Annotated in this window: 23 protein-coding genes; 11 read left to right on the forward strand and 12 right to left on the reverse strand. The window is 62.2% G+C overall.

The annotated features are described in order from the left end of the window. Nucleotides 1-2: 2 nt before the first annotated feature. Genes CVU60_04550 through CVU60_04560 form a run of 3 tightly spaced genes read left to right on the forward strand, consistent with a single transcriptional unit; the run spans nt 3 to nt 3948 of the window. On the forward strand, nt 3-1715 hold the full coding sequence (locus tag CVU60_04550) for a multidrug ABC transporter ATP-binding protein (GenBank protein PKN42636.1): 1713 nt from the start codon (nt 3-5) through the stop codon (nt 1713-1715). Continuing rightward, complete coding sequence (locus tag CVU60_04555) at nt 1712-2839, forward strand: hypothetical protein (GenBank protein ID PKN42637.1); 1128 nt, start codon at nt 1712-1714, stop codon at nt 2837-2839. Before CVU60_04550 ends, CVU60_04555 begins: the two co-directional genes overlap by 4 nt. Next, the gene (locus CVU60_04560; GenBank protein PKN42638.1) at nt 2836-3948 is read left to right on the forward strand and encodes a hypothetical protein; all 1113 of its coding nucleotides are present in this window, start codon (nt 2836-2838) and stop codon (nt 3946-3948) included. The genes CVU60_04555 and CVU60_04560 overlap by 4 nt, the downstream gene beginning before the upstream one ends. A gap of 74 nt (nt 3949-4022) precedes the next feature. Here the strand turns inward: CVU60_04560 and CVU60_04565 are convergent, their stop codons facing one another. The 5 genes from CVU60_04565 to CVU60_04585 form a co-directional block, all read right to left on the reverse strand. Further along, a complete protein-coding gene (locus CVU60_04565) occupies nt 4023-4772 on the reverse strand; it encodes a DUF2238 domain-containing protein (protein PKN42639.1) in 750 nt (249 codons plus the stop codon). Nucleotides 4773-4918: 146 nt separating this feature from the next. Beyond that, nucleotides 4919-6964 (reverse strand): hybrid sensor histidine kinase/response regulator, encoded by a 2046-nt coding sequence (locus CVU60_04570; protein ID PKN42640.1) that lies wholly within the window; start codon nt 6962-6964, stop codon nt 4919-4921. Beyond that, nucleotides 6954-7532: a hypothetical protein gene (locus tag CVU60_04575; protein ID PKN42641.1), complete on the reverse strand. Its 579-nt coding sequence runs from the start codon at nt 7530-7532 to the stop codon at nt 6954-6956. The genes CVU60_04570 and CVU60_04575 overlap by 11 nt, the downstream gene beginning before the upstream one ends. Further along, nucleotides 7529-8548, reverse strand: a complete 1020-nt coding sequence (locus CVU60_04580) for a uroporphyrinogen decarboxylase (GenBank protein ID PKN42642.1) — start codon at nt 8546-8548, stop codon at nt 7529-7531. The genes CVU60_04575 and CVU60_04580 overlap by 4 nt, the downstream gene beginning before the upstream one ends. Continuing rightward, a complete protein-coding gene (locus tag CVU60_04585; GenBank protein ID PKN42643.1) occupies nt 8545-9231 on the reverse strand; it encodes a corrinoid-binding protein in 687 nt (228 codons plus the stop codon). Before CVU60_04585 ends, CVU60_04580 begins: the two co-directional genes overlap by 4 nt. Before the next feature lie 284 nt (nt 9232-9515). Here CVU60_04585 and CVU60_04590 point away from each other — a divergent pair, with 284 nt between their 5' ends. The 4 genes from CVU60_04590 to CVU60_04605 are packed head-to-tail and all read left to right on the forward strand — an operon-like array spanning nt 9516 to nt 14166. Then, nucleotides 9516-10685: a BMP family ABC transporter substrate-binding protein gene (locus tag CVU60_04590; protein PKN42644.1), complete on the forward strand. Its 1170-nt coding sequence runs from the start codon at nt 9516-9518 to the stop codon at nt 10683-10685. Between the two features lies 1 nt (nt 10686). Further along, nucleotides 10687-12153: a sugar ABC transporter ATP-binding protein gene (locus CVU60_04595; protein PKN42645.1), complete on the forward strand. Its 1467-nt coding sequence runs from the start codon at nt 10687-10689 to the stop codon at nt 12151-12153. Next, the gene (locus tag CVU60_04600; protein PKN42646.1) at nt 12143-13183 is read left to right on the forward strand and encodes an ABC transporter permease; all 1041 of its coding nucleotides are present in this window, start codon (nt 12143-12145) and stop codon (nt 13181-13183) included. Before CVU60_04595 ends, CVU60_04600 begins: the two co-directional genes overlap by 11 nt. Continuing rightward, nucleotides 13183-14166 carry an ABC transporter permease gene (locus CVU60_04605; GenBank protein ID PKN42647.1) on the forward strand — a complete coding sequence of 328 codons (984 nt, stop codon included), beginning with the start codon at nt 13183-13185 and terminating at the stop codon, nt 14164-14166. Before CVU60_04600 ends, CVU60_04605 begins: the two co-directional genes overlap by 1 nt. 111 nt (nt 14167-14277) lie before the next feature. On the opposite strand, the gene CVU60_04610 is transcribed toward CVU60_04605, so the two are convergent. From CVU60_04610 to CVU60_04620, 3 genes are read right to left on the reverse strand one after another with little or no spacing between them, the layout of a single operon-like run. Beyond that, a complete protein-coding gene (locus CVU60_04610) occupies nt 14278-14772 on the reverse strand; it encodes a cytochrome P460 (protein PKN42648.1) in 495 nt (164 codons plus the stop codon). A 53-nt stretch (nt 14773-14825) separates the two neighbouring features. After that, nucleotides 14826-15509 (reverse strand): transcriptional regulator, encoded by a 684-nt coding sequence (locus tag CVU60_04615; GenBank protein ID PKN42649.1) that lies wholly within the window; start codon nt 15507-15509, stop codon nt 14826-14828. A gap of 11 nt (nt 15510-15520) precedes the next feature. After that, nucleotides 15521-16225, reverse strand: coding sequence for a class I SAM-dependent methyltransferase (locus tag CVU60_04620; protein ID PKN42650.1), 705 nt, complete (start codon nt 16223-16225; stop codon nt 15521-15523). A 360-nt stretch (nt 16226-16585) separates the two neighbouring features. On the opposite strand from CVU60_04620, the gene CVU60_04625 reads away from it, so the two are divergent. After that, nucleotides 16586-18220 carry a long-chain fatty acid--CoA ligase gene (locus CVU60_04625; GenBank protein ID PKN42651.1) on the forward strand — a complete coding sequence of 545 codons (1635 nt, stop codon included), beginning with the start codon at nt 16586-16588 and terminating at the stop codon, nt 18218-18220. A gap of 76 nt (nt 18221-18296) precedes the next feature. Here the strand turns inward: CVU60_04625 and CVU60_04630 are convergent, their stop codons facing one another. Further along, nucleotides 18297-19304, reverse strand: a complete 1008-nt coding sequence (locus CVU60_04630; protein PKN42652.1) for an AraC family transcriptional regulator — start codon at nt 19302-19304, stop codon at nt 18297-18299. 75 nt (nt 19305-19379) lie between these two features. Between CVU60_04630 and CVU60_04635 the strand changes: the two genes are divergently transcribed. Both CVU60_04635 and CVU60_04640 read left to right on the forward strand, forming a co-directional pair. After that, nucleotides 19380-19904 carry a cysteine hydrolase gene (locus tag CVU60_04635; GenBank protein PKN42653.1) on the forward strand — a complete coding sequence of 175 codons (525 nt, stop codon included), beginning with the start codon at nt 19380-19382 and terminating at the stop codon, nt 19902-19904. Between the two features lie 149 nt (nt 19905-20053). Beyond that, the gene (locus CVU60_04640; protein ID PKN42654.1) at nt 20054-21019 is read left to right on the forward strand and encodes a hypothetical protein; all 966 of its coding nucleotides are present in this window, start codon (nt 20054-20056) and stop codon (nt 21017-21019) included. A 22-nt stretch (nt 21020-21041) separates the two neighbouring features. Here CVU60_04640 and CVU60_04645 read toward each other — a convergent pair whose 3' ends face one another. Next, the gene (locus tag CVU60_04645; protein PKN42655.1) at nt 21042-21896 is read right to left on the reverse strand and encodes a hypothetical protein; all 855 of its coding nucleotides are present in this window, start codon (nt 21894-21896) and stop codon (nt 21042-21044) included. A gap of 180 nt (nt 21897-22076) precedes the next feature. Between CVU60_04645 and CVU60_04650 the strand changes: the two genes are divergently transcribed. Beyond that, on the forward strand, nt 22077-23360 hold the full coding sequence (locus CVU60_04650) for a (Fe-S)-binding protein (GenBank protein PKN42656.1): 1284 nt from the start codon (nt 22077-22079) through the stop codon (nt 23358-23360). A gap of 157 nt (nt 23361-23517) precedes the next feature. Here the strand turns inward: CVU60_04650 and CVU60_04655 are convergent, their stop codons facing one another. Both CVU60_04655 and CVU60_04660 read right to left on the reverse strand, forming a co-directional pair. Further along, nucleotides 23518-23889, reverse strand: coding sequence for a hypothetical protein (locus CVU60_04655; GenBank protein PKN42657.1), 372 nt, complete (start codon nt 23887-23889; stop codon nt 23518-23520). Continuing rightward, complete coding sequence (locus CVU60_04660; protein ID PKN42658.1) at nt 23886-24977, reverse strand: DUF4931 domain-containing protein; 1092 nt, start codon at nt 24975-24977, stop codon at nt 23886-23888. Before CVU60_04660 ends, CVU60_04655 begins: the two co-directional genes overlap by 4 nt. Nucleotides 24978-25178 lie beyond the last annotated feature (201 nt).

The raw sequence follows: 25178 nt of genomic DNA on the forward strand, positions 1-25178 counted from the left end.
ACATGGCCGCAGTCAGCCTCATTGAAGTCGGCAAATCCTTCCCCGGTCTGGACACACCCGCTCTTGCCGGCATCTCGGGCTCCATCGAATCCGGAATCATCACCGGCATCGCCGGACCCGACGGCGCAGGCAAGACAACCCTCATGCGTCTCATGGCCGGATTGCTACGCCCCGACAGCGGCACCCTGACGGTGCTCGGCCGGGAACCCGTGGCCGCTCCAGAACTACGTCTGCGAGTGGGCTACATGCCGCAGCAATTCGGCCTCTACGAAGATCTTACGGTCATGGAAAACCTGACCCTGCATGCGGACCTGCGCGACGTAACCGGAGAGGAGCGCGAGAAAACCTTCGCACGACTTCTGGCCTTCACCGATCTGCAGAAGTTCACGAAACGCCTGGCCGGACGGCTCTCGGGCGGCATGAAGCAAAAACTCGGCCTGGCCTGCGCCCTGCTTGGCACGCCGGAACTGCTCCTGCTCGACGAACCCGGAGTCGGAGTCGACCCCATCTCCCGTCGCGAACTGTGGAAAATGGTACACGAACTCGCCGACCAGGGCATCGCCGTGGTCTGGAGCACATCCTACCTCGACGAGGCGGAAGCGTGCGACGAGGTGTTCCTGCTCAGCGAGGGGAGCCTGCTTTTCTCCGGCAAGCCGGGCGACCTCACCAGCCGTCTGCGGGGACGCTGCCTGCACCTTGGCGGCGTGGAAGGACGCAGACGGCAGGCGCTGGCGACCCTGCTCCGCCAACCGGAAGTCAGCGACGGAGTCATCCAGGGACAAAACCTGCGCGTCGTCTTGAAAGACGGCGCTGCCCGTCCCGATCCCCAGGCTCTCGATATCCCCGGCCCGGTCCAATGGAAGGAGGTCTCCCCTCGCTTCGAGGACGCCTTCATCGACCTGCTCGGCGGCGGTCCGGGGGGAGAGTCCGCCCTGGCCGCGTCCATGCAGCCGCGGCCCGAAATCCGCGAAAGCCTGATCATGGCCGAAGATCTCACAAAAACCTTCGGCGACTTCACGGCCACGGACCATGTCAGCTTCGAGGTCAGGCAAGGGGAAATCTTCGGACTCCTGGGACCCAACGGGGCGGGCAAATCCACCACCTTCAAGATGATGTGCGGCCTGCTCAAACCCACCTCCGGGCGGGCCGAAGTCATGGGCATCGACCTGCGCCACAGCCCGGCCAGGGCCAGGGAACGTCTGGGCTACATGGCCCAGAAATTCTCCCTCTATGGCAAGCTCACCGTACGCCGGAATCTCGAATTCTTTTCCGGGGTGTATGGGCTCTCGCGGACCCGGCAACGGCAGGCCGTGGAGTCGATGATCGAGTCCTTCCATCTGAAGCAGTTCCTGGGCGTCACCACGGACGACCTGTCCCTTGGTTACAAGCAGCGCCTCGCCCTGGCCTGCGCCGCCATGCACGAGCCGGACATCCTTTTTCTCGATGAACCGACCTCGGGCGTCGATCCCCTGACCCGCCGCGAGTTCTGGAATCACATCAACGGCGTTGTGGAAAAAGGGGTCACGGTAATGGTCACCACCCATTTCATGGACGAAGCCGAATACTGCGACCGCATCGGCCTGGTCTATCACGGCAAGCTCATCGCCCTGGCTCCGCCGGACGACCTGAAGGCCCAGGTGGCCTCCACCGCCCTGCCCGACCCAACCATGGAAGACGCCTTCATCGAACTCATACACAGACAGGAGGCCACGTGAAATCCGTATCCTTGCGAAGGCTCTCCGCCCTGTGCATCAAGGAAACCCGGCAAATTCTGCGCGACCCGAGCAGCGGCGTCATCGCCTTCATCCTGCCCATGATTCTGCTCGTCATCTTCGGCTACGGCCTCAACCTGGACACCACCCGCCTGCGCATGGGCCTGTGCGACGAGGACGGAGGGCCGGCTGCGGCTTCATTCGTGGCGAAGCTGACAGGCTCGACCTATTTCGAAATACATCCCGGCAGCCGCGCCGAACTCGACGCCCTGCTCGAAACCGGGGCCATCCGGGGCTACACGGTCCTGGCTCAGGATTTTTCCCGCATCGTGGACCAGGGCCGGGAAACGGCGCCCATCCAGGTCATCACCGACGGAGCCGAACCGAACACGGCAAATTTCGTGGCTGCGTTCATGAAGAACGTTTGGCAGGAGTGGCTTCTCACCAGAGCCAAGGATCAGGGCCGGGAAGCCGTCCAGGGCGCAAGGCTGGAGGTCCGGTACTGGTACAACGCGGCGGCCATAAGCAGGCACTATCTCATCCCCGGTTCCATCACCATCATCATGACCGTCATCGGCGCCATGCTGACGTCCCTGGTCGTCGCCCGCGAATGGGAACGCGGGACCATGGAAGCCCTGCTGGCTTCTCCGGTGACCAGGACCGAACTGCTGCTCTCCAAGCTCCTGCCCTATTACGTGCTGGGCATGATCTCCATGTCCGTGGTGGCCCTGAGCGCCGTGCACCTCATGGGAGTGCCCTTCCGGGGCTCGGTGGGCGCGCTCGTCCTGGTCACGACGGTCTTCCTGCTCAGCATGCTCGGCATCGGTCTTCTGATCTCCTCGGTCATGCGCAACCAGTTCGACAGCGCCCAGACCACCCTGAACGTGGCCTTCCTCCCCGCCGTCATGCTCTCGGGTGCGTTCTTCGTCATCGCCAGCATGCCCGCGACCGTGCGCGCCCTGACCTATCTGCTGCCGCCGCGCTATCTGGTAAGCTCCCTGCAGACCATCTTCCTGGCCGGTGACGTCTGGGAAATCCTGCTCCCCGACATCCTCTTCCTGACGGGCACGAGCGTTCTCTTTCTGGCCCTGACCGCACGCAAGACCGTACGGAGGCTGGACGCATGATCTGGCTGCGCCGCATCCTGGCCCTCATCAGAAAGGAGCTGCAGATTCTTCTGGCCGATCCGCAAAGCCGCAAGCTTGTGGTCATCCCAGTCCTCATGCAGGTGATCCTCTTCCCCCTGGCCGCCACCCTTGAAGTGAAGAACAACACCCTGGCCGTGCTGAACGAGGACGGGGGCGCGTCTTCGGTGGAACTGATCCAGCGCTTCGCCAGCGCCCGGGCCTTCACCGAAATCATCCACCTGTCCGGAGCGGGGCAGATCGAAAGGACACTGGACAACCAGGAGGCCATCGCGGTGGTCCGCTTCGGGCCGGACTTCTCGCGCAAGGCGGCGGCAGGCCTCCCCGCTCCGATGCAGCTGCTCCTCGACGGCCGACGCTCCAACAGCAGCCAGATCGCGGCCAGCTATATCCAGGACATCACCACCCAGTATTTCAATGAACAAAACCTGGCCGCAGGGCACCCCCCTGCGTCGGAACTGGTCATCCGCCATCGCTACAACCCGAACCTCGAATACCAGTGGTTCATCCTTCCGAGCCTCGTGGCCATCATCCTGACCGTGAGCGCACTCATCCTGACCGCCTTGTCCGTGGCCAGGGAACGGGAACAGGGGACCCTGGACCAGCTCCTGGTATCCCCCCTGACCCCGGAAATGATCATGATCGGCAAGGCCTCGGCCGTGCTGATGGTAGGCCTGTTCCAGGCCACGGTCATTATCGTGGCCGCCATCTTCGTGTACAAGGTACCCCTGTCGGGCTCCCTTGCCCTCATCTACGCCAGCAGCGTGCTCTACTTCGCGGCCCTGGTCGGCGTCGGCTTCTTCATCAGCGCCATTTGCGCCACCCAGCAGCAGGCCTTTCTCGGGGCTTTTGCCTTCATCATGCCGGCCATCCTGCTCTCGGGTTATGCCTCGCCGGTCGAGAACATGCCCCAGTGGCTGCAGACCGCCACCTGGATCAATCCCATCCGGCATTTCATCGTCATCGTGAAAAGCATCTTCCTCAAAGACGTCTCAGCCGCCTTCGTACTGGAAAGCGCCATCCCGCTGCTGGTCATCGCGGCGGGGACACTGACCATCGCGGTGATCATCTTCCGCAGGCGATTCGGCTAGTCCGCCCGGCAGCGGACGACAAAAAGCCCGCCGACCCTCAGGACCAGCGGACAACAACCTTGCACTGAAGAAAGCTAGGACCGATCGCTGCCGCGCTGACCTTCCAGCATGCGCAAGATCTCGTCCTCTCCCAGGGGTTCGGGATGCTTGACCGTCAGGCTGCGGGACCACTCGCGGGCAAAATCCTTCTGCAGATACATGTTCAGCCCCAGGGTGATGAGCATGGCGATGAGCGCGCCGATGCTGGCCAGGAGCATGTCCTTGTGCGCGTCCCAGACATCCCCCTGAGTGCCCAGATAGGCGATGCCCAGGTCCCCGCCGAAGAACTCCGCCGCTCCCCACTCGATGAGTTCATAGAGCATGGAGGTCGACATGGCGAAATCGAGCGGCAGGAAATAACCCCAGAACCCGTCCGCCTGGGCGACACGAAAATAGACCTCGCGAATGGGATAGGCCAGCAGCAGGCCGTAGAGAAAATGCACGATGCGGTCGAAATTGTTGCGTTCCCAGCCTACAATCTCATTGAAGGTCGCGCCGAAGATGGACGAATACCAGGCATCGTATGGAACTTCCGAATACGTGTAATGGGATCCGATCTCGTGGATGGCCAGAAAAATAAAAATAAGCGTGTAGGAAATCCTGGAGAGAGGAAATTTCTTTACGGTAAGAAACAAAAAAATGAAAAACATGAAGACAAGAACATTTTCCAGAATCCAATCCTTCCTGTCGTGCGGATCAACGGCCAAAAAAATAAACTCTACAAGAAAAAGCAGAGTTAGAAAAAGTAAATACGTTCTGTGTGTGGCAATTTGCATCCATCTCATGAAATAACCTCAGTGCGTTCGAATTTCACTATCCAGCCAAGGGAAAAAGCGCATCATTCGCAGGTTGGGTATTTGCGGAGCTTGAAAGAGACAATACGCATAAACTCGTAGCGGAAAACTCACCCCAAAAAAACGCAGCAATGCCGTCAGACGCCTCCGGCCATAACCTCGGCGATGAGGCGAGCCAGGGAATCCATGTCCACGGGTTTGGAAAGATAGGCCGTCATGCCGCACTCCAGGAAGTGTTCACGGTCTCCGGGCATGGCGTGTCCGGTCAGGGCGATGATCGGAATTTCCCGGGACACGCGCTCAATGGTTCCGGAACGAATTCTGCCGGTGGCTTCAAGCCCGTCCATGAGCGGCATCTGGATATCCATGAGCACGCAATCGAAATCGTCCAGAGCCAACTTGCCCAGAGCTTCCCGGCCGTTGCCGGCAAGGGCCGGAAAATGACCGAGCTTCTTGACCATCCGGGTCAGGGCCAGCTGATTGATGGGGTCATCCTCCACCACCAGGATGCGCTTGCCCCGGACCACGGGCAGAGGGGGCTTCTCCCGGAACTCGCACACCGTCGGGCCAGGGATAAGCGGAATCCTTGTGGTCATGGTCGTGCCCTGCCCTAGCTCGCTCTGAACCGTTATCGACCCGCCCATCATGTCCACCAGACGTCTGACGATGGCCAGCCCCAGCCCGACGCCACCGTGCGCGCGTACGGCCGACCCGTCGACCTGGGTGAAGGCGTTGAATATGTCATCCTGGCGCTCGCGGGGGATGCCCACGCCGGTGTCCTTGACCGTGAATTCGACGAACATCTCTGTGCCTACATCCACACGTCGGGCCAGAATCTGGACACTTCCCCGGGATGTGAACTTCGTGGCGTTGCCTACCAGATTGAAAAGAATCTGCCGCAAGCGGCCTTCGTCGCCCACCACATGCGACGGGATGGCCTCGTCGACCTCGAACGCAAGTTCAATTCCCTTGGCCTTGGCCGGTATGGCAAAGAGGTCGCGCACGGAGTCGCGCAGGTCCACAAAGTGAAATTCCTGCGCGGCAACGGCCAGTTTGCCCGCCTCGATGCACGAAATCTCGAGGATGTCGGTCAGAAGCTGGGTCAGGCGCTTGGATGACCGGATGGCCGTGAAAACAAACTCCTTCTGCTCAGCATCCAGAAAGGTCTGGCTAAGGAGCTGCAGCATGCCGACGATGCCGTTCAACGGAGTGCGGACCTCATGACTCATGTTGGCCAGGAATTCCGATTTCGCTCGGCTGGAGGCTTCAGCTTCCAGCCGAGCGGCGGCCAGATCCGTGACATCGGTCAGGACATTTATGAATCCGGCCAGTTGCCCCTGACTGGTATGAAATTGCGCGCGGGAAGCCAGCATGCGTCGCATGCAGCCGTCAACCGCCCGACACTCGAACTCTTCCATCCCCGGGTCTGCGTTTTTGGCGGGCTCCAGAACAAAGGCGGCCCGGAACCGGGATTCATGCTCACCGACAAGTTCGCGCTCGGGCGTTCCCAGCAGAGCGGAGAAAGCATCGTTGCACCGCAGGATCCGGCCATGCACATCCTGCACGAACACTGGATTGGGCAGGCTCGAAAGAAGGGTCGACAAAAAGGCATGCTGCTCTTCCAGGCGGTCGCGCGTGGCCTGCAGCTCGGCGGTGCGCTCGCGCACGGCCAACTCCAGATCGCGATACTGATCCGCCTGACGCATGATCAGCGCCAGCAGGGAGGACAATCGATCGAGGCTGTGCACGATGGTCTCGACCCCGTACGAATCCATAAGTCCGAGCAGAACCAGCGCTCCGATCATCTCGCTGCCGACACGCAATGGCACGATCACGGAATCCGACAGGCCGAGGGATTGCAACAACCTGCCCGGTACGGTCTGGTCCTCCGGGCTTACGGTCATGGCCAGGGGCGAGGCATGACTTTCGTGGATGAGCTGATCGATCTCAACGCTTTTGAACAATGTCTCCTGCCTCAAGGGACGCACGGCCAGGAGACGATGGGGCTTGCCATGCCCCTGGCAGGCGACCACGCCCACGGCCTTGACCCCCAGAAGCTCCCGGACCTGCGACGCCACATACTCGGCGCACTTCACCGGATCCGTTACATGCTCAAGGGTGCCCGAAGCCAGATCGGCGAAAAGCTGGTAAAAGGCCCGGGGCTCTCCGGCATCACTGGGCATCGAGCTGCTCCTGGGCGTTAGCGATGTTTAGCTCCAATCGGTCAAGTCCCACCGCAAGAACGGTCATTGGCATCTCCAGTTCCCGGCTGATTTCATCCAGAAGCGCCTCTGGCACAGGCATGACCCCGGTGTCCAGATAGATAAACTTGTTATGCACTTCACGCAGCATCTCCCCGGCCCCGCGCCCGCCCGCAAAGCCCAGTTCGCGCTCGAAGACATCTCTCCAGCGCAGCGTCCATTCCGGCAGGAAAAAAAATGCTCCGGCCTTGCGCAAGCGGCGATACTCCTCGCGTCCAAGCAGGATTTCACAGCAGTTGATGCCCGTGGTCTTGGCAAAGCCAGGCTTGCGGGACAGCTCCACAATGCGCGGGGTGCAGTCCCCATAAATGAAAAGCGTCTTGCCTGGCGGATGCTTTGCGAGCTCGTCGTCGATACGGCTCTGGAGCAAGTCCGGGCGCATATGCAGCATGGAATCGGCCAAAACGAAGCGCAAACGGGGAAATCGCGGAGCCAGGCGCTGCATTTCCGCCTGAAAAATACCGCAGGTCAGGGCCAGGATGTCTTTCATGCGACCTCTCCTGCGTCCATGACCGCTTTGCGCACAGCCAACAAGGTCTCCGGGCTGGTGTCGAAAGGGATGTCCGCATGCGACGAGGCCAGCACGAAAGCCCTGTCCGATGCCCTTTCGGCCAGAAGCGCGGACACGGATGCATACGCCTTGTCCGGATGCATGCGCGCCAGGCCGGGGCCATTCACATTGCCGAGCATGAGCCGCTGCGGACCCAGGGTTTCCCGGGCCAGGGACACGCTGTCGCGCGGATCGAGCAGAAAACCGGCCACCTTCGGGAGGCTCGAGAAACGCTGGAGGTGGTCGAGGATGCGGTTGCCGCCATGATGGTAGACAAGCGGCCCCCCGGTCTGTCCGAAAGCCCGGGCCAGGGCGGGGAGGACGGTCTCTTCGAGCAGGGCCGGAGTAACCAGACGCAGATTGGCGAACATGACCGGAACCACCACAAAGGCGGCGCCGGCCGCGAAAAAGGCTGCGATCATACGCAGAAAATGCTCCTCGGCCAGATCCATCAGACGCGCGGCGCGCTCAGGGTCGAAGAGCAGCGTTTCAAGCCAGCCCTCGATGCCCAGCAGCATGGCCGGCAGGTCCACCGGGGCCGTGGCCACGGCACAGACGGGTTTCGACGCTCCGAACTCCGCGGCCAAAAGGCGCGTGGACTCGACCAGGTAGGACACACCCGGAGCGCAGAGCACCTTGTCACCCAGCGGCTTTGGCATGTCCTGCCCGAGAAAAGGGGGCTTGCGGACATTGGGCGGAAATTCATCCAGCCAGATCCCTTCCCCTCCGTAAGCCAGAGCTTCGAAGGGCAGGGCAAAAGGGGCGAACACGATATCCGGATCTATGAGGCGAACAACTTCTCGCTGCCCTTCAAGATAACGTTGCGGCTCGGAATAGTATTCACGTGTCGGGCATCCGGATAGTCTGGCGCCGTAAAGGCTCAAGGCCAGCGTGAAGGCCCGCCGATCCGCGGGTTTCCCTTGCAGGGCGCAAAGCACACGCTCCATGCCGGTCATTTTGCATCCATCCCGAGACTTTGGGCCCAAAGCCGCTCGAAGAGTGCTGGGGCCTCGATGGCATTGGGGGCGGTGCCATCGCCGCCGACTTCCAGCATCAGTTCGGGCCGCAACTTGAAAATCGCGCCGCCCACGGCCAGTCGGACCTTGCCGCCAAGGCCCCGTGCTTCTATCTCGGTCCGCAGGGCTCGAATGTTCTCGGCCGTGGTCAGCATCATGGCCGAAACTCCGATGACCCTCGCACCATGCGCGATGGCCGCATCGACAAACTCCCCGGGGGGCACGTCGTTGCCCAGATCGATGACCTTCCATCCGGCTGCGCGCAAAAAAATGGCGACCATCTTGCGCCCCAGAGAATGATAATCATCCTCAACATTGCCGATCACCACCGGTCCCTTGACATCCAGAGGCAGATCCCCGCCGGATTCGGCCGCGGCCACCAGCAGGTCCTCGGCGATCTTTCCAGCCACGTAGCCCTGGGCCAGGGACAAATTCTCCCGGTGCCAGGCTTCGCCCGCCCTCTCCAGCACCGGTTCGAGCACATCGCTCACCGCCGACTGGAAGCCGCGCGCCTCCGCATGGTCGAGCAACAGCCGCAGGGCCTCTTCGCGCTTGGCTTCAAGCATCAAGGCATACAAGGCTTCCCTGAGCGATCCCAGGTTGGCGTCCCTCTCTTCAGTCATGCTCGCTCCCTCTCAAATCCGGAGAATGAATTCGTCGCAGTTTGAACACACTCTCTTGATCTTGGCAACGCGTCCTACGTCATTGCCTTGGGTGTCATACACTCTTCCGAACTCTCCCCGGTCCACTGGCCATACTCTTGTTGACTTCGCGGCTCATGGTGGCAAAGTCGGGATTTACTTTTCCGGCACATCCCCCTATTTCACCCGGCTTCCGCAAACACCGCGTTTCGCGGATTCCACATCCCGGCGCGTGGTCTCCACGCCCACCACATCCGGAGGGAAACATGAAGCGTTTTCTGGTCTCCATTGGCCTTATGGCCTTGCTGATCTGTCCGTCCATGGCCATGGCCAAGGACCTCACCATCGGCCTCATCCTGGTCGGCCCATACAACGACAAGGGCTACAGTCAGGCCCAGTACGAAGGCGGCAAGTACGTCGAGGAAAAACTGCCCGGCACCAAGCTCATCTACCTGGACAAGGTCAACCCCGCCGACCGCCCTGGTCTGACCATTCCGCAGGTGGTCGATGATCTGGTGGAAAAAGGCGCTGATCTGATCATCGCCGGTTCCGACGACATGAAGGACGGCATCCGCGAAGCCGCGAGCCTGCACCCGGACAAGGTCTTCGTTCACGTCTCCGGTGACGACGTCCTCACCGGCAAGGCTCCGGCCAACCTGGGCAACCTGTTCGGACGCATGGAATACGGCAAGATGATGGCCGGCTTCAGTGCGGCTCTGACCTCGAAGACGGGCAAGATCGCCTACCTGGGACCGTTGATCAACGAAGAGACCCGCCGCCTGGCCGCCTCCGCCTTTCTGGGCGCGCGCTATGCATGGACCGAAGTGCTCGGCAGAAAGGCCGAAGACCTCAAGTTCAAGGTCAGCTGGATCGGTTTCTGGTTCAACATCCCCGGCGTGACCACGGATCCCGCCCAGGTCGCTGGCTCCTTCTTCGACGGCGGCTATGACGTTGTCATCTCCGGCATCGACACTCCCGAAGCCGTGACCGTGGCGCGCCAGAAGCGCGATCAAGGCCGCGATGCCTGGGCCATCCCTTACGACTATGCTCATGCCTGCGAAGGCCAGGGTCCGACCTGTGTCGGTGTGCCCTACTTCAACTGGGGCCCATCCTTCCTGCGCCAGGCCACGGCCGTACAGGGCGGCACCTGGAAGCAGGACTTCCAGTGGGACGCCCCCCACTGGGCCGACATCAACGATCACGACAAATCCACCATCGGCTTCATGGCCGGCGAGGGTCTGTCCAGCGAGAACAAGGCCAGGCTCGATACCTTCGTGGCGGATCTTGGCGCGCACAAGATCAACCTCTTCAGCGGCCCCCTGAACTATCAGGACGGCACCCCCTTCCTGAAAGACGGCGAAGGGGCCACGGACGAGCAGATCTGGTCTCTGCAGCAACTGCTGCAGGGCATGGAAGGCCAGTCCAGCGCAAAATAACATGATCGTTCTGCAAGACATCAGCAAGCACTACGGCCGGGTTCGGGCCAACGACGGCATCAGCCTGACTCTCGAACCAGGCCGCATCTACGCCCTGGTGGGTGAAAACGGAGCCGGCAAGAGCACACTCATGCGCATCCTTGCCGGTCATACCGTGCCCGACTCAGGCGTCATATCCGTTCGCGGCGAGGCCCACCCGGGCCTCACCCCGGTCACGGCAGGGCGCCTGGGCGTGGGCATGCTCTATCAGGACCCCCTGGATTTCCCTGCCTTGCCGGTCTGGGAAAACTTCCGCCTGAGCGGTCCGCCCCGGACCAGGGCACAGGTCGTGGACCGGCTGGGCGAACTCTCCAACCATTTGGGCGTGTGCTTCCTGCCCGAAGAACCCGTGGCCTCCATGACCGTGGGAGAACGACAGTTGCTGGAACTGCTGCGGCTGCTCGACCTCGGAGCCACGACGCTCATTCTCGACGAACCGACCACCGGCATCACCCCGGAACAAAAACGCGGCCTCTTCGACCTCCTGGCCCGGCTGGCCCGTCAGGAAGGACACACCATCATCCTGGTCACGCACAAGCTCTCCGAGGCGCTGGAAATGGCTGACGCCATCTTCGTCATGCGCCAGGGACGTCTGGAAGCACGACTTGCGCCCCCTTACGATCCCAAAGAGCTGGTCCAGCGCATGTTCGGTGATGCCGCCGCCCAATCCGTGAACAACTCCATGCCCGAGACGGGACAAAGCAACCGCGTGACGCTGGCCGAAGCAGTCTTTGCAGGGCCTAAATACCATCTGGGGCCATTGAAACTTTCGGCAGCGCTCGGAGAAATCATCGGTCTGGCCGGACTCGACGGCAGCGGTCAGGAACTTTTTCTGCGCGGACTGTGTGGCCTGGATCGCATGCCTGCAGGATGCCTCATTATCAACGAAACCGAGCATACCCGTACAGATTTCAAGTCATTGCGACATGAAGGCGTGCATTTCGTGCCTGCGGACCGCATGAGCCAGGCCCTCTTCCCGGACCTGTCCATCCGCGACCACATCCTGCTCGCCTTCCCGGAACATGCCTCAAGGCTGGAAGAATTTCACCAGTCGCAGTGTGTGGAGCGCTTTGACCTGCGCGCCCACCCGGACACCCCGGCCAAGGCCCTGTCCGGAGGAAATCAGCAACGCCTGCTCCTGTCCCTCATCCCCGACGACGCCCCGCTGTTGCTCATGGAGCACCCCACCCGCGGACTTGATGCCGGATCGGCCAGACAGGTCTGGGAGCATCTGCGCGGGCGTTGCGCTTCCGGCGCGACCCTTTTCTTCTTTTCACCGGACCTGGACGAAGTCATCGAGCACAGCCACCGCGTGCTGGTCTTTTTCGATCGGAAGCTGGTGGCCGACGTGCCGCGCCTGGACGCAAGCGTGGATCGCCTTGGGGCCCTCATGGCCGGAAAAAAACCGGAGAGCGCACATGTCGCATAGCTCATGGTTGCAACAGCTGCTCTGGATCGCCGCAGCACTCGCCATGGCGCTGGCCCTGACCGTGCTCGTGGCCCTGCCCTCCGGCGCTCCGCCCTTTGAGACCCTGCGCATTCTCTTCGTGGGCGGGCTCGGCTCCGCCTCAAAATTTGGGCAGGTCCTGACGGTCTTTGTCCCGCTGCTGCTCTGCTCCATGGGCCTGCTCATCCCCTTCACGGCCAGATTGTGGAACATCGGCATAGAAGGACAGATCGTGCTGGGGGCAATTTTCTGCACCGGTGCGCTCATGCCTTTCGATCAGGGCGGCCCTTGGCATATTGCGCTGGCCCTGGGAGCGGGCATGCTCGGAGGAGCGCTCTGGGCGCTTTTGGCCGGCCTACTCAAAACTCACGGCAGGGTGCACGAGATTTTCTCGGGGCTCGGGCTCAACTTCGTAGCCATGGGCATGGCCATCTGGCTCATTTTCGGCCCCTGGAAACGCCCCGGCATGGCTTCCATGAGCGGGACCGAGCCCCTGCATCTCTCCTTGTGGCTTGAGCGCATAGGCTCCTTCGCCGTGAGTTGGACCGCGCTCGGGCTGGCCTGCGCAGCGTTCCTGCTGGTGGCTTTTCTGCTCCTGCGCACGCAATGGGGACTGGGGCTGAGGGCGGTGGGACAGAACCCCAAAGCCGCTCGTCTCTTTAACTTGAGCCCGCGCCTGCGCATGCTGCAGGCCTTTGCCCTGTGCGGCGCCCTGGGCGGACTGGCCGGGGCTGTCCAGGTTCTGGGCGTCTATCATCGCCTGCTGCCGAGCATTTCCTCCGGCTATGGCTACACGGCTCTGCTGATCGGCATGATGGCAGGTTTCAGGGTCTTGCCGGTGCCCTTCATCTGTTTCTTTTTTGCCGTGCTGAACGTGGGTTCGATCCAGTTGCCCCTGCAGCTTGGACTGGACTCATCCTTAAGCGGCGTCATCCAGGGGCTCATGGTGCTCTCGGTCTTCATCACCCAGGGCATTCGCACCTACATTACCCGTCGCCGGGAGGAACGCTGATGCAGGAATTCGCGCTCATCATGGCCGGTATTCTCCTGGCCGGGGCACCGCTGGTTCTGGCCACTCTTGGCGAGACCATCACCGAGAAGGCCGGGGTCATCAACCTGTCCCTGGACGGGACCATACTTCTCTCCGCCATGGCCTCCTTCGCCCTGGCCTCGATCACGGGCAACGCATGGATCGGCGCTCTCGGCGGCATGGGCATGGGGGCGCTGGTGGCTTTTGTGCTCGGCCTGACCAACATCTACCTTGGGCAATCCCAACTGGCCGTGGGGTTCATCCTGACCCTCCTGACCCGCGACCTGGCCTATTTCCTTGGCCATTCCTACTCCCGCCAGCCCGGTCCTAGCCTTGGCTACTGGGGCATTCCCGGCCTCTCCGAAACGCCGCTGCTGGACCTTGTGCTCGGACGGCAGTCACCGGTGGTGAGCATCAGCCTGGCAGCCATCGCGCTGTGCTGGTGGTGGATGTACAAGACGAGTGCAGGCATGCGGCTGCGCGCCGTGGGAGAATCGCCCCGGGCGGCTTTCGGGCGCGGCATCAGGGTGAGGCTCTCAAGACTCATGGCCTGCCTTGTCGGCGGGGCTTTGGTGGGGCTGGCGGGCGCGGCCTACTCCCTGGCCGTCAAGCCGGGCTGGGGGCGCCCCCAGGGCTGCGAGGGCGCGGGCTGGATCGCCCTGGCCATCGTCATCTTCGGCGGCTGGCACCCTGTAAGGGCGGCCATTGGTGCCTACTTCTTCGCGGCGCTCCAGGTCTCGGGCATCTATCTCCAGGACATCTTCCCCTCCATCCCGGCCCAGGTCTTCCAGGTGGCGCCCTTTCCCATGATGATCCTGACCCTTTTGGCCGTGAATCTCGGCAGAATAGGCTTCGTCCAGGACATGATGCGCCGCTACCCCTTTCTGGGGCGCTTCTCCGGCAGTTGGCCCATCACCGCGCCTGCTGCGCTGGGACAGGATTTCGATCCGAAAAAGGGGTTGTGACGAAGGCGTACGTGCTCTTAAAATCATCGTTCAAAGGCGTAGGCCCCCCGTCTTGGTGTTTGGAAGTCAACATGACCGGACGAAAGCCGAAATCCTTACCACACTGCACCCTCATCTCGGAAACACCGCCGGTTTCGTGAAAACCCAGTCGCGGTCCTGCACCGGCGTGTGGCAGGAGATACATGCCTCCGGGCCCTTGTCGAAGGGCTTCTGCTCCGGCCCCAGCCAGCGCGCCCAGCCCCAGCCATAGGTGTCGGCGTACTTCTTCGAATCCTTGAACATGAACTCGGCGTGAACCAGGTCGCCCGGGACCTTCGCTTCAGGCCATGCGTCCAGGTCAACCGCCTTCCAGACCACCTTGCCCAGGACCGCACCGTCGGGCCAGGGATTGGTCTGACCGGCCCGGGCCGCCTTGACGGCCGCATCGTTACCCACAATGAGCCGGATCGTGTCGTTGTCCGTGCGGTGAGCCACGGAGATGGCCGCCCAGTCCTGCCAGCCCGCAGGGTAGTCGATGCCGTGCGAAGGACCAGGGCCCGCCAAGCCCGCTGCCCATGCCGTCATTACAGTCAGGCAGAACGCCGCCAAAAGAATGATCGTCCGCATTTCGCAACTCCTTTGCTTATTGTTGAAAAAAGGATGGGCAAAGCGCTGCCCTCCTACATCCGGCTCTCCCCATCCGCCAGGGACCGGAGGCGATCCATGTCCAGAATGCTGATCTCCTTGCCCTGGACCTCGATGAGTCCTTCCTGGCTCAGCTTGCCGAGCACGCGCGAGAGGGTTTCCTGAGAAGTACCCAGGATGTTGGCGAGCACGCCCTTGGTCACGCTGAGCTTGACCCTGGCCGAGACGGGTTTCAGGGACTGCTGGTGCACGAGATACGTTGCCAGGCGCTGGGGGATCTCCTTCAGGGACAGGTTCTCGATGAGGACCGTGAACTCCCGCAGACGGCGCGAGAGAACGGCCAGCATGTTCATGGCCAGGGAAGGGCTCTCGCGGTAGAGTTCGATGAGCTTTTGGCGGGGAAAGAAATAAAGAACCGATTTGCCAAGGGCTTGGGCATTGGCCGGATAGTTCATTCCGGCAAAAACCGGCACCTCGCCCAGGGGGTCGCCGGGTCCGAGGATGTGCAGAATCTGCTCCCGGCCATCAAAGGACATCTTGAAGACCTTTACCTGCCCGGTCACCACAACGTAAAACCCGACCCCTTCCTTGCCCTCGCCAAAGAGCAGGTCTCCCTTGTCATACTGGCGCGGCTCGCTGATGCGCTCGAGCTGTGCGAGTTCCTCCGCTCCAAGGCCCTTGAAGAGCGTGCTTTGCCCCATGGCGGTCAGAAAATCCATGCAGCGTGTCCTTATCTTTTGAATACGAAGATGTTCGCTGAAAAAACCTCGGGGTCAAACCCGCTGCCGGAGTAGTCGGACACATGCTCGACCAGATGGAACCCGCGCGCTTCATGCCCGGCCACCATTTCGGACGACGACAGCGGATACAGCCGCACCTGATCGTCAAAGACCCGCTGGCCCTCGATGTCGAGGCCCGTGTGAAAGGTCAATCCTTCCGGAGTGATGTCTTCATAGGCGCGGTGAAAGACCGCCCCGTCCATGACCTTGGCCGGAAAGTTGAACGCAGGCAGGCCCAGAACGTAATCCCAGTTCATGACCTGCACGATCCACACCCCGTCCGGCAGAAGCCGGTCGCCCACGTTTTCGACGCACTGCCAGAAGCGGTCCCGCGGCAGATGGGCGGCGGTATTTCCGATGGAGTAGATCATGCTCCAGGGACCTCCAAGGGTCGGGAATTCCGTCATGTCCAGGGCATGAAATTCGGTCTCCGGGCCACGGGCCCGAGCCTGGGAGACCATGGCGGAGTCGAGGTCAACGCCAACGGCCCGCACGCCGTCGCGGGTGAAGGCGGCGCAGTAGTCGCCCGTGCCGCAGCCCAGGTCCAGGACCGGTCCGCCGCGATCGCCCAGATGGTGGGTCAGAAAGGCGTAGACGCCGGGACTGAAGGGAAAGATGCGGTCGTACCACTCGGCGAACTTGGAATACATGGACATGGCGGCCTCCTTGTCGTGAACGTGAATCGGAACTTACTGATATGTCCGCACCGCCCCAAGGTCCAGTCCGAAACAAAACGGCGTCCCTGCCGCACCGGCCACACGTGTCGAATGGACTCGAAGCGCTGCGACAAAGATGCAGATCGTCCACGCAATGGTTGAAAATCATCCACGAGATGGTTGATTTTCAACCATTCATCTTCGAAACTAAAAATCATAGCATTCTGATTTTATTTGCTTTTAAATCCAAACCAACACATTCACGCCTATCGAATTGCATTCAAGCCCGCGCTCCAGTATTGCCGTGAAAATCATACTGAGCACACACTCAACGACCAATCACAAGGACACCCCATAGATATGAACACCACTCATGGAACTCAACAACTCCTCATCAAGAACATCCTCCAGGCCCCTCTCCAGGACAATCCAGGCCAGGAGATCACCTACGCAGGCACCCTGCGCTTCACCTACGCGCAGTTTCGCGAACGCGTCGCCCGCCTGGCCTCCGCGCTCATGGCCCTTGGCGTGAAAGCCGGGGACACCGTGGCCGTCATGGATTACGACAGCCACCGCTATCTGGAATGCTACTTCGCCATCCCCATGATCGGCGCGGTCCTGCACACCATCAACATCCGCCTCTCCCCGGAGCAGATGGTCTACACCATCGGCCACGCCGAGGATGATGTCATCCTCGTCAATTCCGACTTCCTGCCTCTGCTGGAGCAGATCAAAGGCCGCCTCGACACTGTGGAAAAGTTCATTCTCCTTTCCGACACAGGCGAGACGCCCGCGACCACCCTGCCCCTGGCCGGAGAATACGAAGCGCTCCTGGCAGCGGCCACCCCCTTGCAGGACTTCCCCGATTTCGACGAGAACACCCGGGCCACGACCTTCTACACCACGGGCACCACGGGTCTGCCCAAGGGCGTGTTCTTCAGTCACCGCCAGCTCGTGCTGCACACCCTGGCCGGGGTCGCGGCGTTGGGCTCGAACGCAACCCAGGGCCGCTTTCACCGCGAAGACGTGTACATGCCCATAACCCCCATGTTTCATGTCCACGCCTGGGGCATCCCGTACATGGCCACCATGCTCGGGGTGAAGCAGGTCTACCCGGGCAAATACATACCGGAAGTCCTGGCCCGGCTCATCGCCACGGAGAAGGTCACCTTCAGCCACTGCGTGCCGACCATTCTGCACATGCTCCTCTCGGATCCCAAATGCGCCAAGTTCGACCTCTCGGGCTGGAAAGTGGTCATCGGCGGCGCAGCCATGCCCAAGGCCATCTGCGCGGCAGCGCTGGACCGGGGCATCGACGTCTTCACCGGCTACGGCATGTCCGAGACCTGCCCCATCCTGAGCCTGGCCCATCTCTCGGAAGCTGAACTGCTGCTTGACCGTGAGACCCAGATCGCCCTGCGCACACGGACGGGCAAAGCCCTGCCCATGGTCAGGCTGCGTCTGATCGACGACAATGGAACCGAAGTGCCCAGTGACGACAAAACCCCCGGAGCCCTGCAGGTCCGAGCGCCCTGGCTCACGGAGTCCTACCTCAAGGACGAGAGCAACTCCAAAAAGCTGTGGGCCGACGGATGGCTGAACACCGGCGACGTGGCCTGCCGCGACGCGGGGGGGAGCCTGCGCATCACGGACCGCACCAAGGACGTGATCAAGGTCGGCGGGGAATGGATCAGTTCGCTGGAGCTCGAAGACATCATCCTCCAGCACCCTGACGTGGCCGAGGTGGCGGTCATCGGAAAGCCCGACCTGCGCTGGGGCGAGACGCCGCTCGCCCTGGTGGTGCCCAAAAAGGGAGCAGCCCCGCAGGAGAAGGAAATCGCCCAGCACGTGAAGAGTTTTGTGGACAAGGGCGTACTGCCCAAGGAGGCCATCCTGCTTAAAGCCCGCCTGGTCGAGGCCATTGCCAAGACGAGCGTCGGCAAGATCAGCAAGGTGACCATGCGCGAGATGTACCTGAAGGATCTGGAAGACTAGGAGCCGAAGCTTTTCGGCAGAAGACGAGGGGCTTTCCCGGAACGCGGGGAGGCCCTTTTTTGCGTCTGGCCCGGAGTCACTGCGGGGAGGCGATGCCGAAGCGCCGCCTGTACTCGCCCGGCGTCAGGCCTGTCAGTTCCCGGAAGGCCTTGAAGAAGGCCGTGGCGTCGGCATACCCCACCATGGCGGCGATCTCGTCCGCAGACTCGCCGCCCGTAGCCAGGAGCCGCTTGGCCCGCTCGATGCGCACGGCCTGCAGGTACTGAACCGGAGTGCGCCCCACGGAACCGCGGAAACGCCGTAGCAGCGTGCGTTCTGTAAGGAACATGGCCTCGGCCAGCTCGCGCATGCGCACGGGCCGGGCGTGATTGTCCTCCAGCCAGCGACAGGCCTTGGCCACGGTCTTGTCGGCGGCGGCCGGCAGAAGGTTCATGTACGGCGTCTGCCGCACCCGGCCGGGGTCGAGGAGCAGCGTCCTGGCGCAGGACAGGGCCGCTTCCGGCGAGGCGTGGCGGGCCACTAGGTGCAGGGCCAGGTCGAAATAGGCCGTCACCCCGCCGGCGCAGACGTAGTCGTCGCCGTCCACGAGCATGCGGTCGGTGTCCAGGGGGACATCCGGGAAACGGGCCGTGAAGGCCTGGGCAAGGCCCCAGTGCGTGGTGGCCGGTCGGCCCCGGAGAATGCCGGCCCCGGCCAGAAAGAACACTCCGGCGCATGCCCCGCAGACCACTGCACCCGAAGCGTGCGCCCCACCGAGCCACCCGGTCAGCAACGCATCCGGCTCCGTCAGGCCGAAGGCTGGGGGGATGTAGACGATGTCCCACCGCCTTTCGCCCGGAAGCGCATCACTGAGCGCCTCATCAGCCCTCACGACGGCGCCGGCGAAGCAGCGCACCGGGCCGCCGTCGGCGCTCAGCACGGTGGTCCCGAACACCTCCCGCTCCATGATCAGATTGGCTACGGCCAGGGTATCGGAAAACCCGTGCACCCCCGAGGCGAGACAGGAATCGTAAGCCAGTATCCCAACGCGCATGGCACCCTCCCGAATGTCGATTTGGACAATTTGTTTGTCGAAACCGACCATTCCGTCAAGCCCGTCCCGCCACTATCTTGCTTCCATGCGCGGCGGATGTCGTTGCGCCGAAAACCAGGAGGCTCCATGAACACATCGAATAAGGCTCTCATCGTCATCGACCTGCAGAACGACTACTTTCCCGGCGGCGCGTTCCCGCTTTGGAACACCGACGGAACGCTGACGAACGTCCTCGAAGCCATCACACAGGCCCGGTCGGCAGGAGTGCCGGTCATTCTCGTGCAGCATGTAGCCGACAGCTCCAAGGGCATAGCCCCGTTCTTCAACTCCGGGACGCAGGGTGTGGAGCTGCATCCGGCTATCCTGGCCGCGGCAAAAAACGCGAACATGATGATCAAGACCTTCGCCGACAGCTTCCTCGGGACCGACCTGGAAGAGGTCCTGGACGGATACGGAACCCGCGAACTGTTCGTCTGCGGCATGATGACCCAGAACTGCGTCACCCACACCGCGATCTCGAAGGCGGCTGAACGCTACGAGGTCACAGTGCTGGCCGACTGCTGCACGACCGTCAGCGAGATGATCCACCTCATCGCCCTGAACGCCCTTGCTCCGCGCGTCCGAGTCGCCACGATGGATCAGGGTTTCTGAGAACTTCCGGGGGAGGATCAAGCGGGGGGACGGCGGCGGCAAGCGGCCCGACATGGCTCGAAATCGGGTCACCCCTTGTTCGCGGGCCAATGCATACTTATAGGATGGCCTTTGAGCGGACGACCCGAAACCCCGAACCCGGAAACGACATGCACCGCACCGCCATCGACCCGATACGCTTCTCTTCCCACCGCGACCTGAACCGCCTGCAGACCCTGCTGCTCCTCGCCCTCATGACCGGGTACGCAGGCTTTGTCGGCTGGATGCTCTGGGGGGCCGACGGACTGTGGTTCCTCGTTATCTGGGGCGCATTTCTGCTACTCTTTTCGCCACAGCTCTCGGCCCGCTGGGTGCTCAGGATGTACGCAGCCCGCCCCCTGCCCGTGGATCAGGCGCCTCAATACCATCAGGCGCTGGCCGTGCTGGCTGCGCGGGCGAATCTGCCGTCCACCCCTACCCTGTGGTGGGTGCCGAGCCCCATGGTCAACGCCTTTGCCGTGGGCCGCCGCGACGCCTCGGCCATCGCCGTGACCGACGGTTTGCTGCGCGCCATGTCACCGCGCGAACTGGTCGCCGTCCTGGCCCACGAGACCGCGCACATCGCCCACGGCGATCTTTTTGTCATGAGCCTGGCCGACGTCATTTCGCGCATCACCTCGGCCATGAGCTTCGTGGGCCTCATTCTCATCTTTCTGTCCCTGCCCCAGGCCCTGACCGGCGACGAGATACACTGGTGGCCGCTCATCCTGATGGCGCTGGCCCCGCAAGTAAACCTGCTCGCCCAGCTCGGGCTCTCCCGCACCCGCGAATTCGACGCGGACCTGACCGCGGCCCAACTGACTGACGACCCACAAGGCATGGCCTCGGCCCTGGTCAAGCTGGAAAGGATCGGACGCGGCTTTCTGCGTCGCATATTCCTTCCCGGACAAGGGCTGCCCGAGCCGTCATGGCTGCGCACCCATCCCACCACCCGGGAACGGGTTCAGCGCCTGCTCGACCTGCAGCACAGCCTGCACGTCCCGTGGTCCGACGGTTATTCCTTCGAACCGCCCGAGTTTCCGCATATCCGAATCCGGCAACGGCCCCGGGGTGGCTGGTGGGGATACTGGTATTAAAAATCCCTGGGAGACGCCCCGTTCAGCGGGACCTCAAAAAATCATCGTACATGACCCGGTAATCCTCGATGATTCCGGGCGTAAGCCAGCGCTCGAAGCCCTGCCTGTATTCAGGCGTGCCGCGATGCTCGAGCAGGACCCCGTTGACGCGCTCGATCATGGCCGTTCCCCAAGTCGTTCGGGGCGCGGCGATACGAGCCCGCCAGGGCACCATGCTCTCCCGCAGCGGAGCGATGGATATCAGATCCTCCTTGTTCTTCATCCGCGCGCCGTACACCGCCTCGAAAGGATAGGCGAGCACCCCGTCCACCCGTCCCAGAAGAAGCATCTCGAGCAGACTTTCAAATAGATTCGAGCCCTGGCTGACGACTACGCGGGACAGGTCGGGAGACGAGAGCAGAACGGAATCAAGCTCCGGGCCATACGACCTGTTGGCGGCCACGCCCAGACGCTTGCGGGCGATGAAGTCACGCAGGCTGACGTGCCCTCCGCGGCCCAGGATTTCCTGTTCCCCGGCCCTGACCACAAGACTGACCGGCGGCACCAGGACGCAGGGCACGGAATACTGCATGATCCGATCGCGCTGCGGGTTCGGGATGAGTCCCACGGCCAGAACGTTCCGCCCGCTTTCCATCCAGTTCAGGGTTCGGCTCAGGTTGGCGGTGACGACGACGTGCCTGAATTCGGGCATTTCGCGGGCCATCAGTTCATGGATCATGTCCGAAAAACCCTGGCCGGCATACGGGCCGTCCATGATGCGCAAAGGGGGGAAATCAGCATGCATCCAGACCACTTCGTCGCAAGATTGCGCTCCTACCTCGCAGGGCAGGCATGCAAGGAGCAAAAAGAGGATAATTTTAAATAATTTCGAAAGCATGGAGTAAATTGTATGACAAAAAAGACAAAATCACAAGAGATGGGAACCAGACATGAAAATCCGCTGACAAACGTTTTTCATGCGGATTTTGGACATTAAAAGGTCACAATCGCCACATTTTTCCTTTATTCACAGCCCGGACAGGCCTATGATTCCTCCAAAAAATAAAAAGGAGGAGAAATGTCGCACCATTCGCACCGTTCAGGCTATTCCGAACTGACCGACCGACTGAACCGCTGCCCCCAGGGCGCCCCGCCCTCCGAGTCCCTGTACAGAATCCTGAAAATCCTTTTTTCCGAACGCGAAGCCGAACTCATCGCCGTGCTGCCCATCAAGCCTTTTACCGTCCGGAAGGCTTCAGAGATCTGGAAGATGGACCCGGTGCAGACCCAAAATCTGCTCGAAGACCTGGCCGGGCGGGCCATGCTCGTGGATATCGAGGGGGAAGACGGGAACACGACCTACGTCCTGCCGCCGCCCATGGCGGGCTTCTTTGAATTTTCCATGATGCGCACGCGCGGCGACATCGACCAGAAGGCGCTGGGCGAGCTGTTCTACCAGTACCTGAACGTCGAGGAAGACTTCATCAAGGCCCTCTTCGTCGACGGCGAGACCCAGCTCGGCCGCGTCTTCGTGCAGGAGCCCATGCTCTCGCGCGAGAACGCCGTGCATGTGCTGGACTACGAGCGGGCCAGCGAGGTCATCCGCACGGCCAGCCACCGCGCCATCAGCACCTGCTACTGCCGCCACAAGATGGAGCACATGGGCCGTGACTGCGACGCCCCCAAGGACATCTGCATGACCTTCAACACCTCGGCCGCCTCCCTGTCCCGTCACGGCCACGCCCGTCTGGTGGACACCGGCGAATGCCTGGACCTGCTGGACCAGGCCCAGGAGCACGGGCTGGTGCAGTTCGGGGAGAACGTGCGCGAGCGGGTCAACTTCATCTGCAACTGCTGCGGCTGCTGCTGCGAGGCCATGATCGCGGCCCGCAAGTTCGGCAGCCTCCACCCCGTACACACCACCAACTTCCTGCCCGTTGTGGATGGGGAGGCCTGCAACGGCTGCGGCAAGTGCGCGGCCGCCTGCCCCGTGGAGGCCATGGGCGTGGTCTCGGCCAACGACCCGCACCAGCCCAAGCGCAAAAAAGCCCGCGTGGACGAGAACATCTGCCTTGGCTGCGGAGTGTGCGTACGCGCCTGCCCGGACCAGGCCCTGTCCCTCAAATCCAGGGAGAAGCGGGTCATCTCGCCGCTCAACTCCGTGCACCGCACCGTGGTCATGGCCATTGAGCGCGGCAAACTCCAGCACCTCTTCTTCGACAACCGGGTGCTCTGGAACCACCGCGCCCTGGCCGCGGTGCTGGGCGTGATCCTGAAGCTGCCGCCCATGAAGCAGATCATGGCCACCGAGCAGGTCAAGTCGCGGTTCATGGAATATCTGGTGAGGAAGTTCCCGGTCTGAAAGGCTGCACGCAAACCGCATAAATCGTATCTGGCAGCCTGCGACACGGCCGCTTCCCACACACGAAAAACGTCCCGGATTCCCATGGAACCCGGGGCGTCGAATTGAGCGGGCTACGTCCCCAGCCGGTCGTGAAACCCGCCTGAAACGCAATTGATCAGAGCATGCCGAGCACGAGATAGAGGCAGAGCATAACGCCCATCCCCCCCACCACCGCGTTGATGACCATGGCCGCTTTGGTGTTGTATCCTGCGGGAATGTCCATCTCGTGCAACGTGGCCAAAAAATGCCTGTGCTGCAGCACGGAGTATATCTCGATGAAGGCGCCGAGAAGGATGAAGCCGATGCCGCCGATGAAGGACAGGTGCCGCTGCGCCCCGAGCGCTCCCTGCACACCCAGCAGCTGCAGGTAGAGTCCGAAGCGCTCCACCACGAAGCCGAAGGCCATGAGGGAGATTCCCGTCCTGTTCCAGGCGAAGAGGGTGCGTTCCGCAGCGAAAAGGACGCGGGGGTCGTTCTGGCCGATCATGATTTCTCCGTAAGAGGGTGGGGAAGCTCCACTTCGCGCAGCCTGCGGGCGGCATCTTCCGGAGCGAGGGAGTTGACGAACAGACCCGAGCCCAGCTCGAAGCCCGTCGGGATGCTGGTGCGGGGACAGATCTCCAGGTGCCAGTGGAAACTCGCGCTCGCGTCGGCCCCGCCTCCGCGGGGCGCCGAGTGGAGGAAATAGTTGTACTGCACGCCGCCCAGCACGGCGTCCAGGCGGGTCATGGTCCGCTGAAGCACACGAGCCAGATCGTCCAGATCCGTCGCATCCGCCTGCCGGAAATCATGGGCGTGGGTCAGGGGCAGGATGTGGATCTCCCACTCGAAGCGGCTGGCGAAGGGCTTGATGGCGATGAATCGCTCCCCTCGCTCGACCACGTACTGGCCCACATGGATCGAACGCCGGACGGCGCCCGACACCCGGTCGTAGATGGTGGCCTCGTAGGTCAGGGCCTCATCGATGAGGGTGCAGAAGATGCACTGGCCGTGCTTGGCGTGGTACTCCGCGCTGCTGCGCACCTCGTCGTGGATGTTCTGCGGGACCATGGGGGTGGCGATGATCTGGCTGTGGGTGTGCGGAATGCTCCCGCCCGCCGCCGGCCCGAAGTTCTTGAAGACCAGAACGGACCTGATGCGTTGGTCGCGTTCAAAGAGCTGGCGCATGCGGTCGCGGTACACGCCGAAGAGCAGCGCCAGATGTGCGGGGCTCATCTCGTGCAGGCGGATCCCGTGAAGGTTGTGATCGATGACCACTTCGTGGCGACCGTAGCCGTCGATGGCCTGCTGCACGCCAAAGCTGAGCACCGGCCGGATCTCCCCGTCCCCGAGGACGGGGTAGAGGTTCTCCACGATGCGCACCTGCCAATCCGCTACGTCCGGCGCCGCCAGTATCTGCGCCGGGGTGCGTTCCTCGTTGCCGGGGCAGAACGGACATTCCGCCGCGAAGGGCCGGGCGTCATGCTCAAGCGGCGCCTCCCGGCTCCGCGGCCGCTGGCTGCGGGCCGTGGCGATGAGCACCGACTCCGAGGGCACGATGGGATTGACGCGGATTTCACGTATGAATTCAGACATGGCACGTCCTTTGTGATGAATGCCCAGCCTATACCACAAAGCAAGCCGACGTCCAGAAAGTCACCTAACGTTTCGCCCGGCATGCGCCAAACCCGAACTCGTCGGCGGCACTACGCCTTCCTGCGCGCCACCGTGCGTCAATCACGCCTGAACGTTACCGCCATCCACCAGACAATTCGTTCTCGCATGTCAACCGATTCG

Source organism: Deltaproteobacteria bacterium HGW-Deltaproteobacteria-18, from assembly GCA_002841885.1.
Classification (GTDB): domain Bacteria; phylum Desulfobacterota; class Desulfovibrionia; order Desulfovibrionales; family Desulfomicrobiaceae; genus Desulfomicrobium.

Coding starts and splice junctions, on each gene's coding strand:
- CVU60_04550 (PKN42636.1), top strand. CDS start 3: ATGGCCGCAGTCAGCCTCATTGAAGTCGGCAAATCCTTCCCCGGTCTG.
- CVU60_04560 (PKN42638.1), top strand. CDS start 2,836: ATGATCTGGCTGCGCCGCATCCTGGCCCTCATCAGAAAGGAGCTGCAG.
- CVU60_04565 (PKN42639.1), bottom strand. CDS start 4,772: ATGAGATGGATGCAAATTGCCACACACAGAACGTATTTACTTTTTCTA.
- CVU60_04570 (PKN42640.1), bottom strand. CDS start 6,964: ATGCCCAGTGATGCCGGAGAGCCCCGGGCCTTTTACCAGCTTTTCGCC.
- CVU60_04575 (PKN42641.1), bottom strand. CDS start 7,532: ATGAAAGACATCCTGGCCCTGACCTGCGGTATTTTTCAGGCGGAAATG.
- CVU60_04580 (PKN42642.1), bottom strand. CDS start 8,548: ATGACCGGCATGGAGCGTGTGCTTTGCGCCCTGCAAGGGAAACCCGCG.
- CVU60_04585 (PKN42643.1), bottom strand. CDS start 9,231: ATGACTGAAGAGAGGGACGCCAACCTGGGATCGCTCAGGGAAGCCTTG.
- CVU60_04590 (PKN42644.1), top strand. CDS start 9,516: ATGAAGCGTTTTCTGGTCTCCATTGGCCTTATGGCCTTGCTGATCTGT.
- CVU60_04595 (PKN42645.1), top strand. CDS start 10,687: ATGATCGTTCTGCAAGACATCAGCAAGCACTACGGCCGGGTTCGGGCC.
- CVU60_04600 (PKN42646.1), top strand. CDS start 12,143: ATGTCGCATAGCTCATGGTTGCAACAGCTGCTCTGGATCGCCGCAGCA.
- CVU60_04605 (PKN42647.1), top strand. CDS start 13,183: ATGCAGGAATTCGCGCTCATCATGGCCGGTATTCTCCTGGCCGGGGCA.
- CVU60_04610 (PKN42648.1), bottom strand. CDS start 14,772: ATGCGGACGATCATTCTTTTGGCGGCGTTCTGCCTGACTGTAATGACG.
- CVU60_04615 (PKN42649.1), bottom strand. CDS start 15,509: ATGGATTTTCTGACCGCCATGGGGCAAAGCACGCTCTTCAAGGGCCTT.
- CVU60_04620 (PKN42650.1), bottom strand. CDS start 16,225: ATGTCCATGTATTCCAAGTTCGCCGAGTGGTACGACCGCATCTTTCCC.
- CVU60_04625 (PKN42651.1), top strand. CDS start 16,586: ATGAACACCACTCATGGAACTCAACAACTCCTCATCAAGAACATCCTC.
- CVU60_04630 (PKN42652.1), bottom strand. CDS start 19,304: ATGGTCGGTTTCGACAAACAAATTGTCCAAATCGACATTCGGGAGGGT.
- CVU60_04635 (PKN42653.1), top strand. CDS start 19,380: ATGAACACATCGAATAAGGCTCTCATCGTCATCGACCTGCAGAACGAC.
- CVU60_04640 (PKN42654.1), top strand. CDS start 20,054: ATGCACCGCACCGCCATCGACCCGATACGCTTCTCTTCCCACCGCGAC.
- CVU60_04645 (PKN42655.1), bottom strand. CDS start 21,896: ATGCTTTCGAAATTATTTAAAATTATCCTCTTTTTGCTCCTTGCATGC.
- CVU60_04650 (PKN42656.1), top strand. CDS start 22,077: ATGTCGCACCATTCGCACCGTTCAGGCTATTCCGAACTGACCGACCGA.
- CVU60_04655 (PKN42657.1), bottom strand. CDS start 23,889: ATGATCGGCCAGAACGACCCCCGCGTCCTTTTCGCTGCGGAACGCACC.
- CVU60_04660 (PKN42658.1), bottom strand. CDS start 24,977: ATGTCTGAATTCATACGTGAAATCCGCGTCAATCCCATCGTGCCCTCG.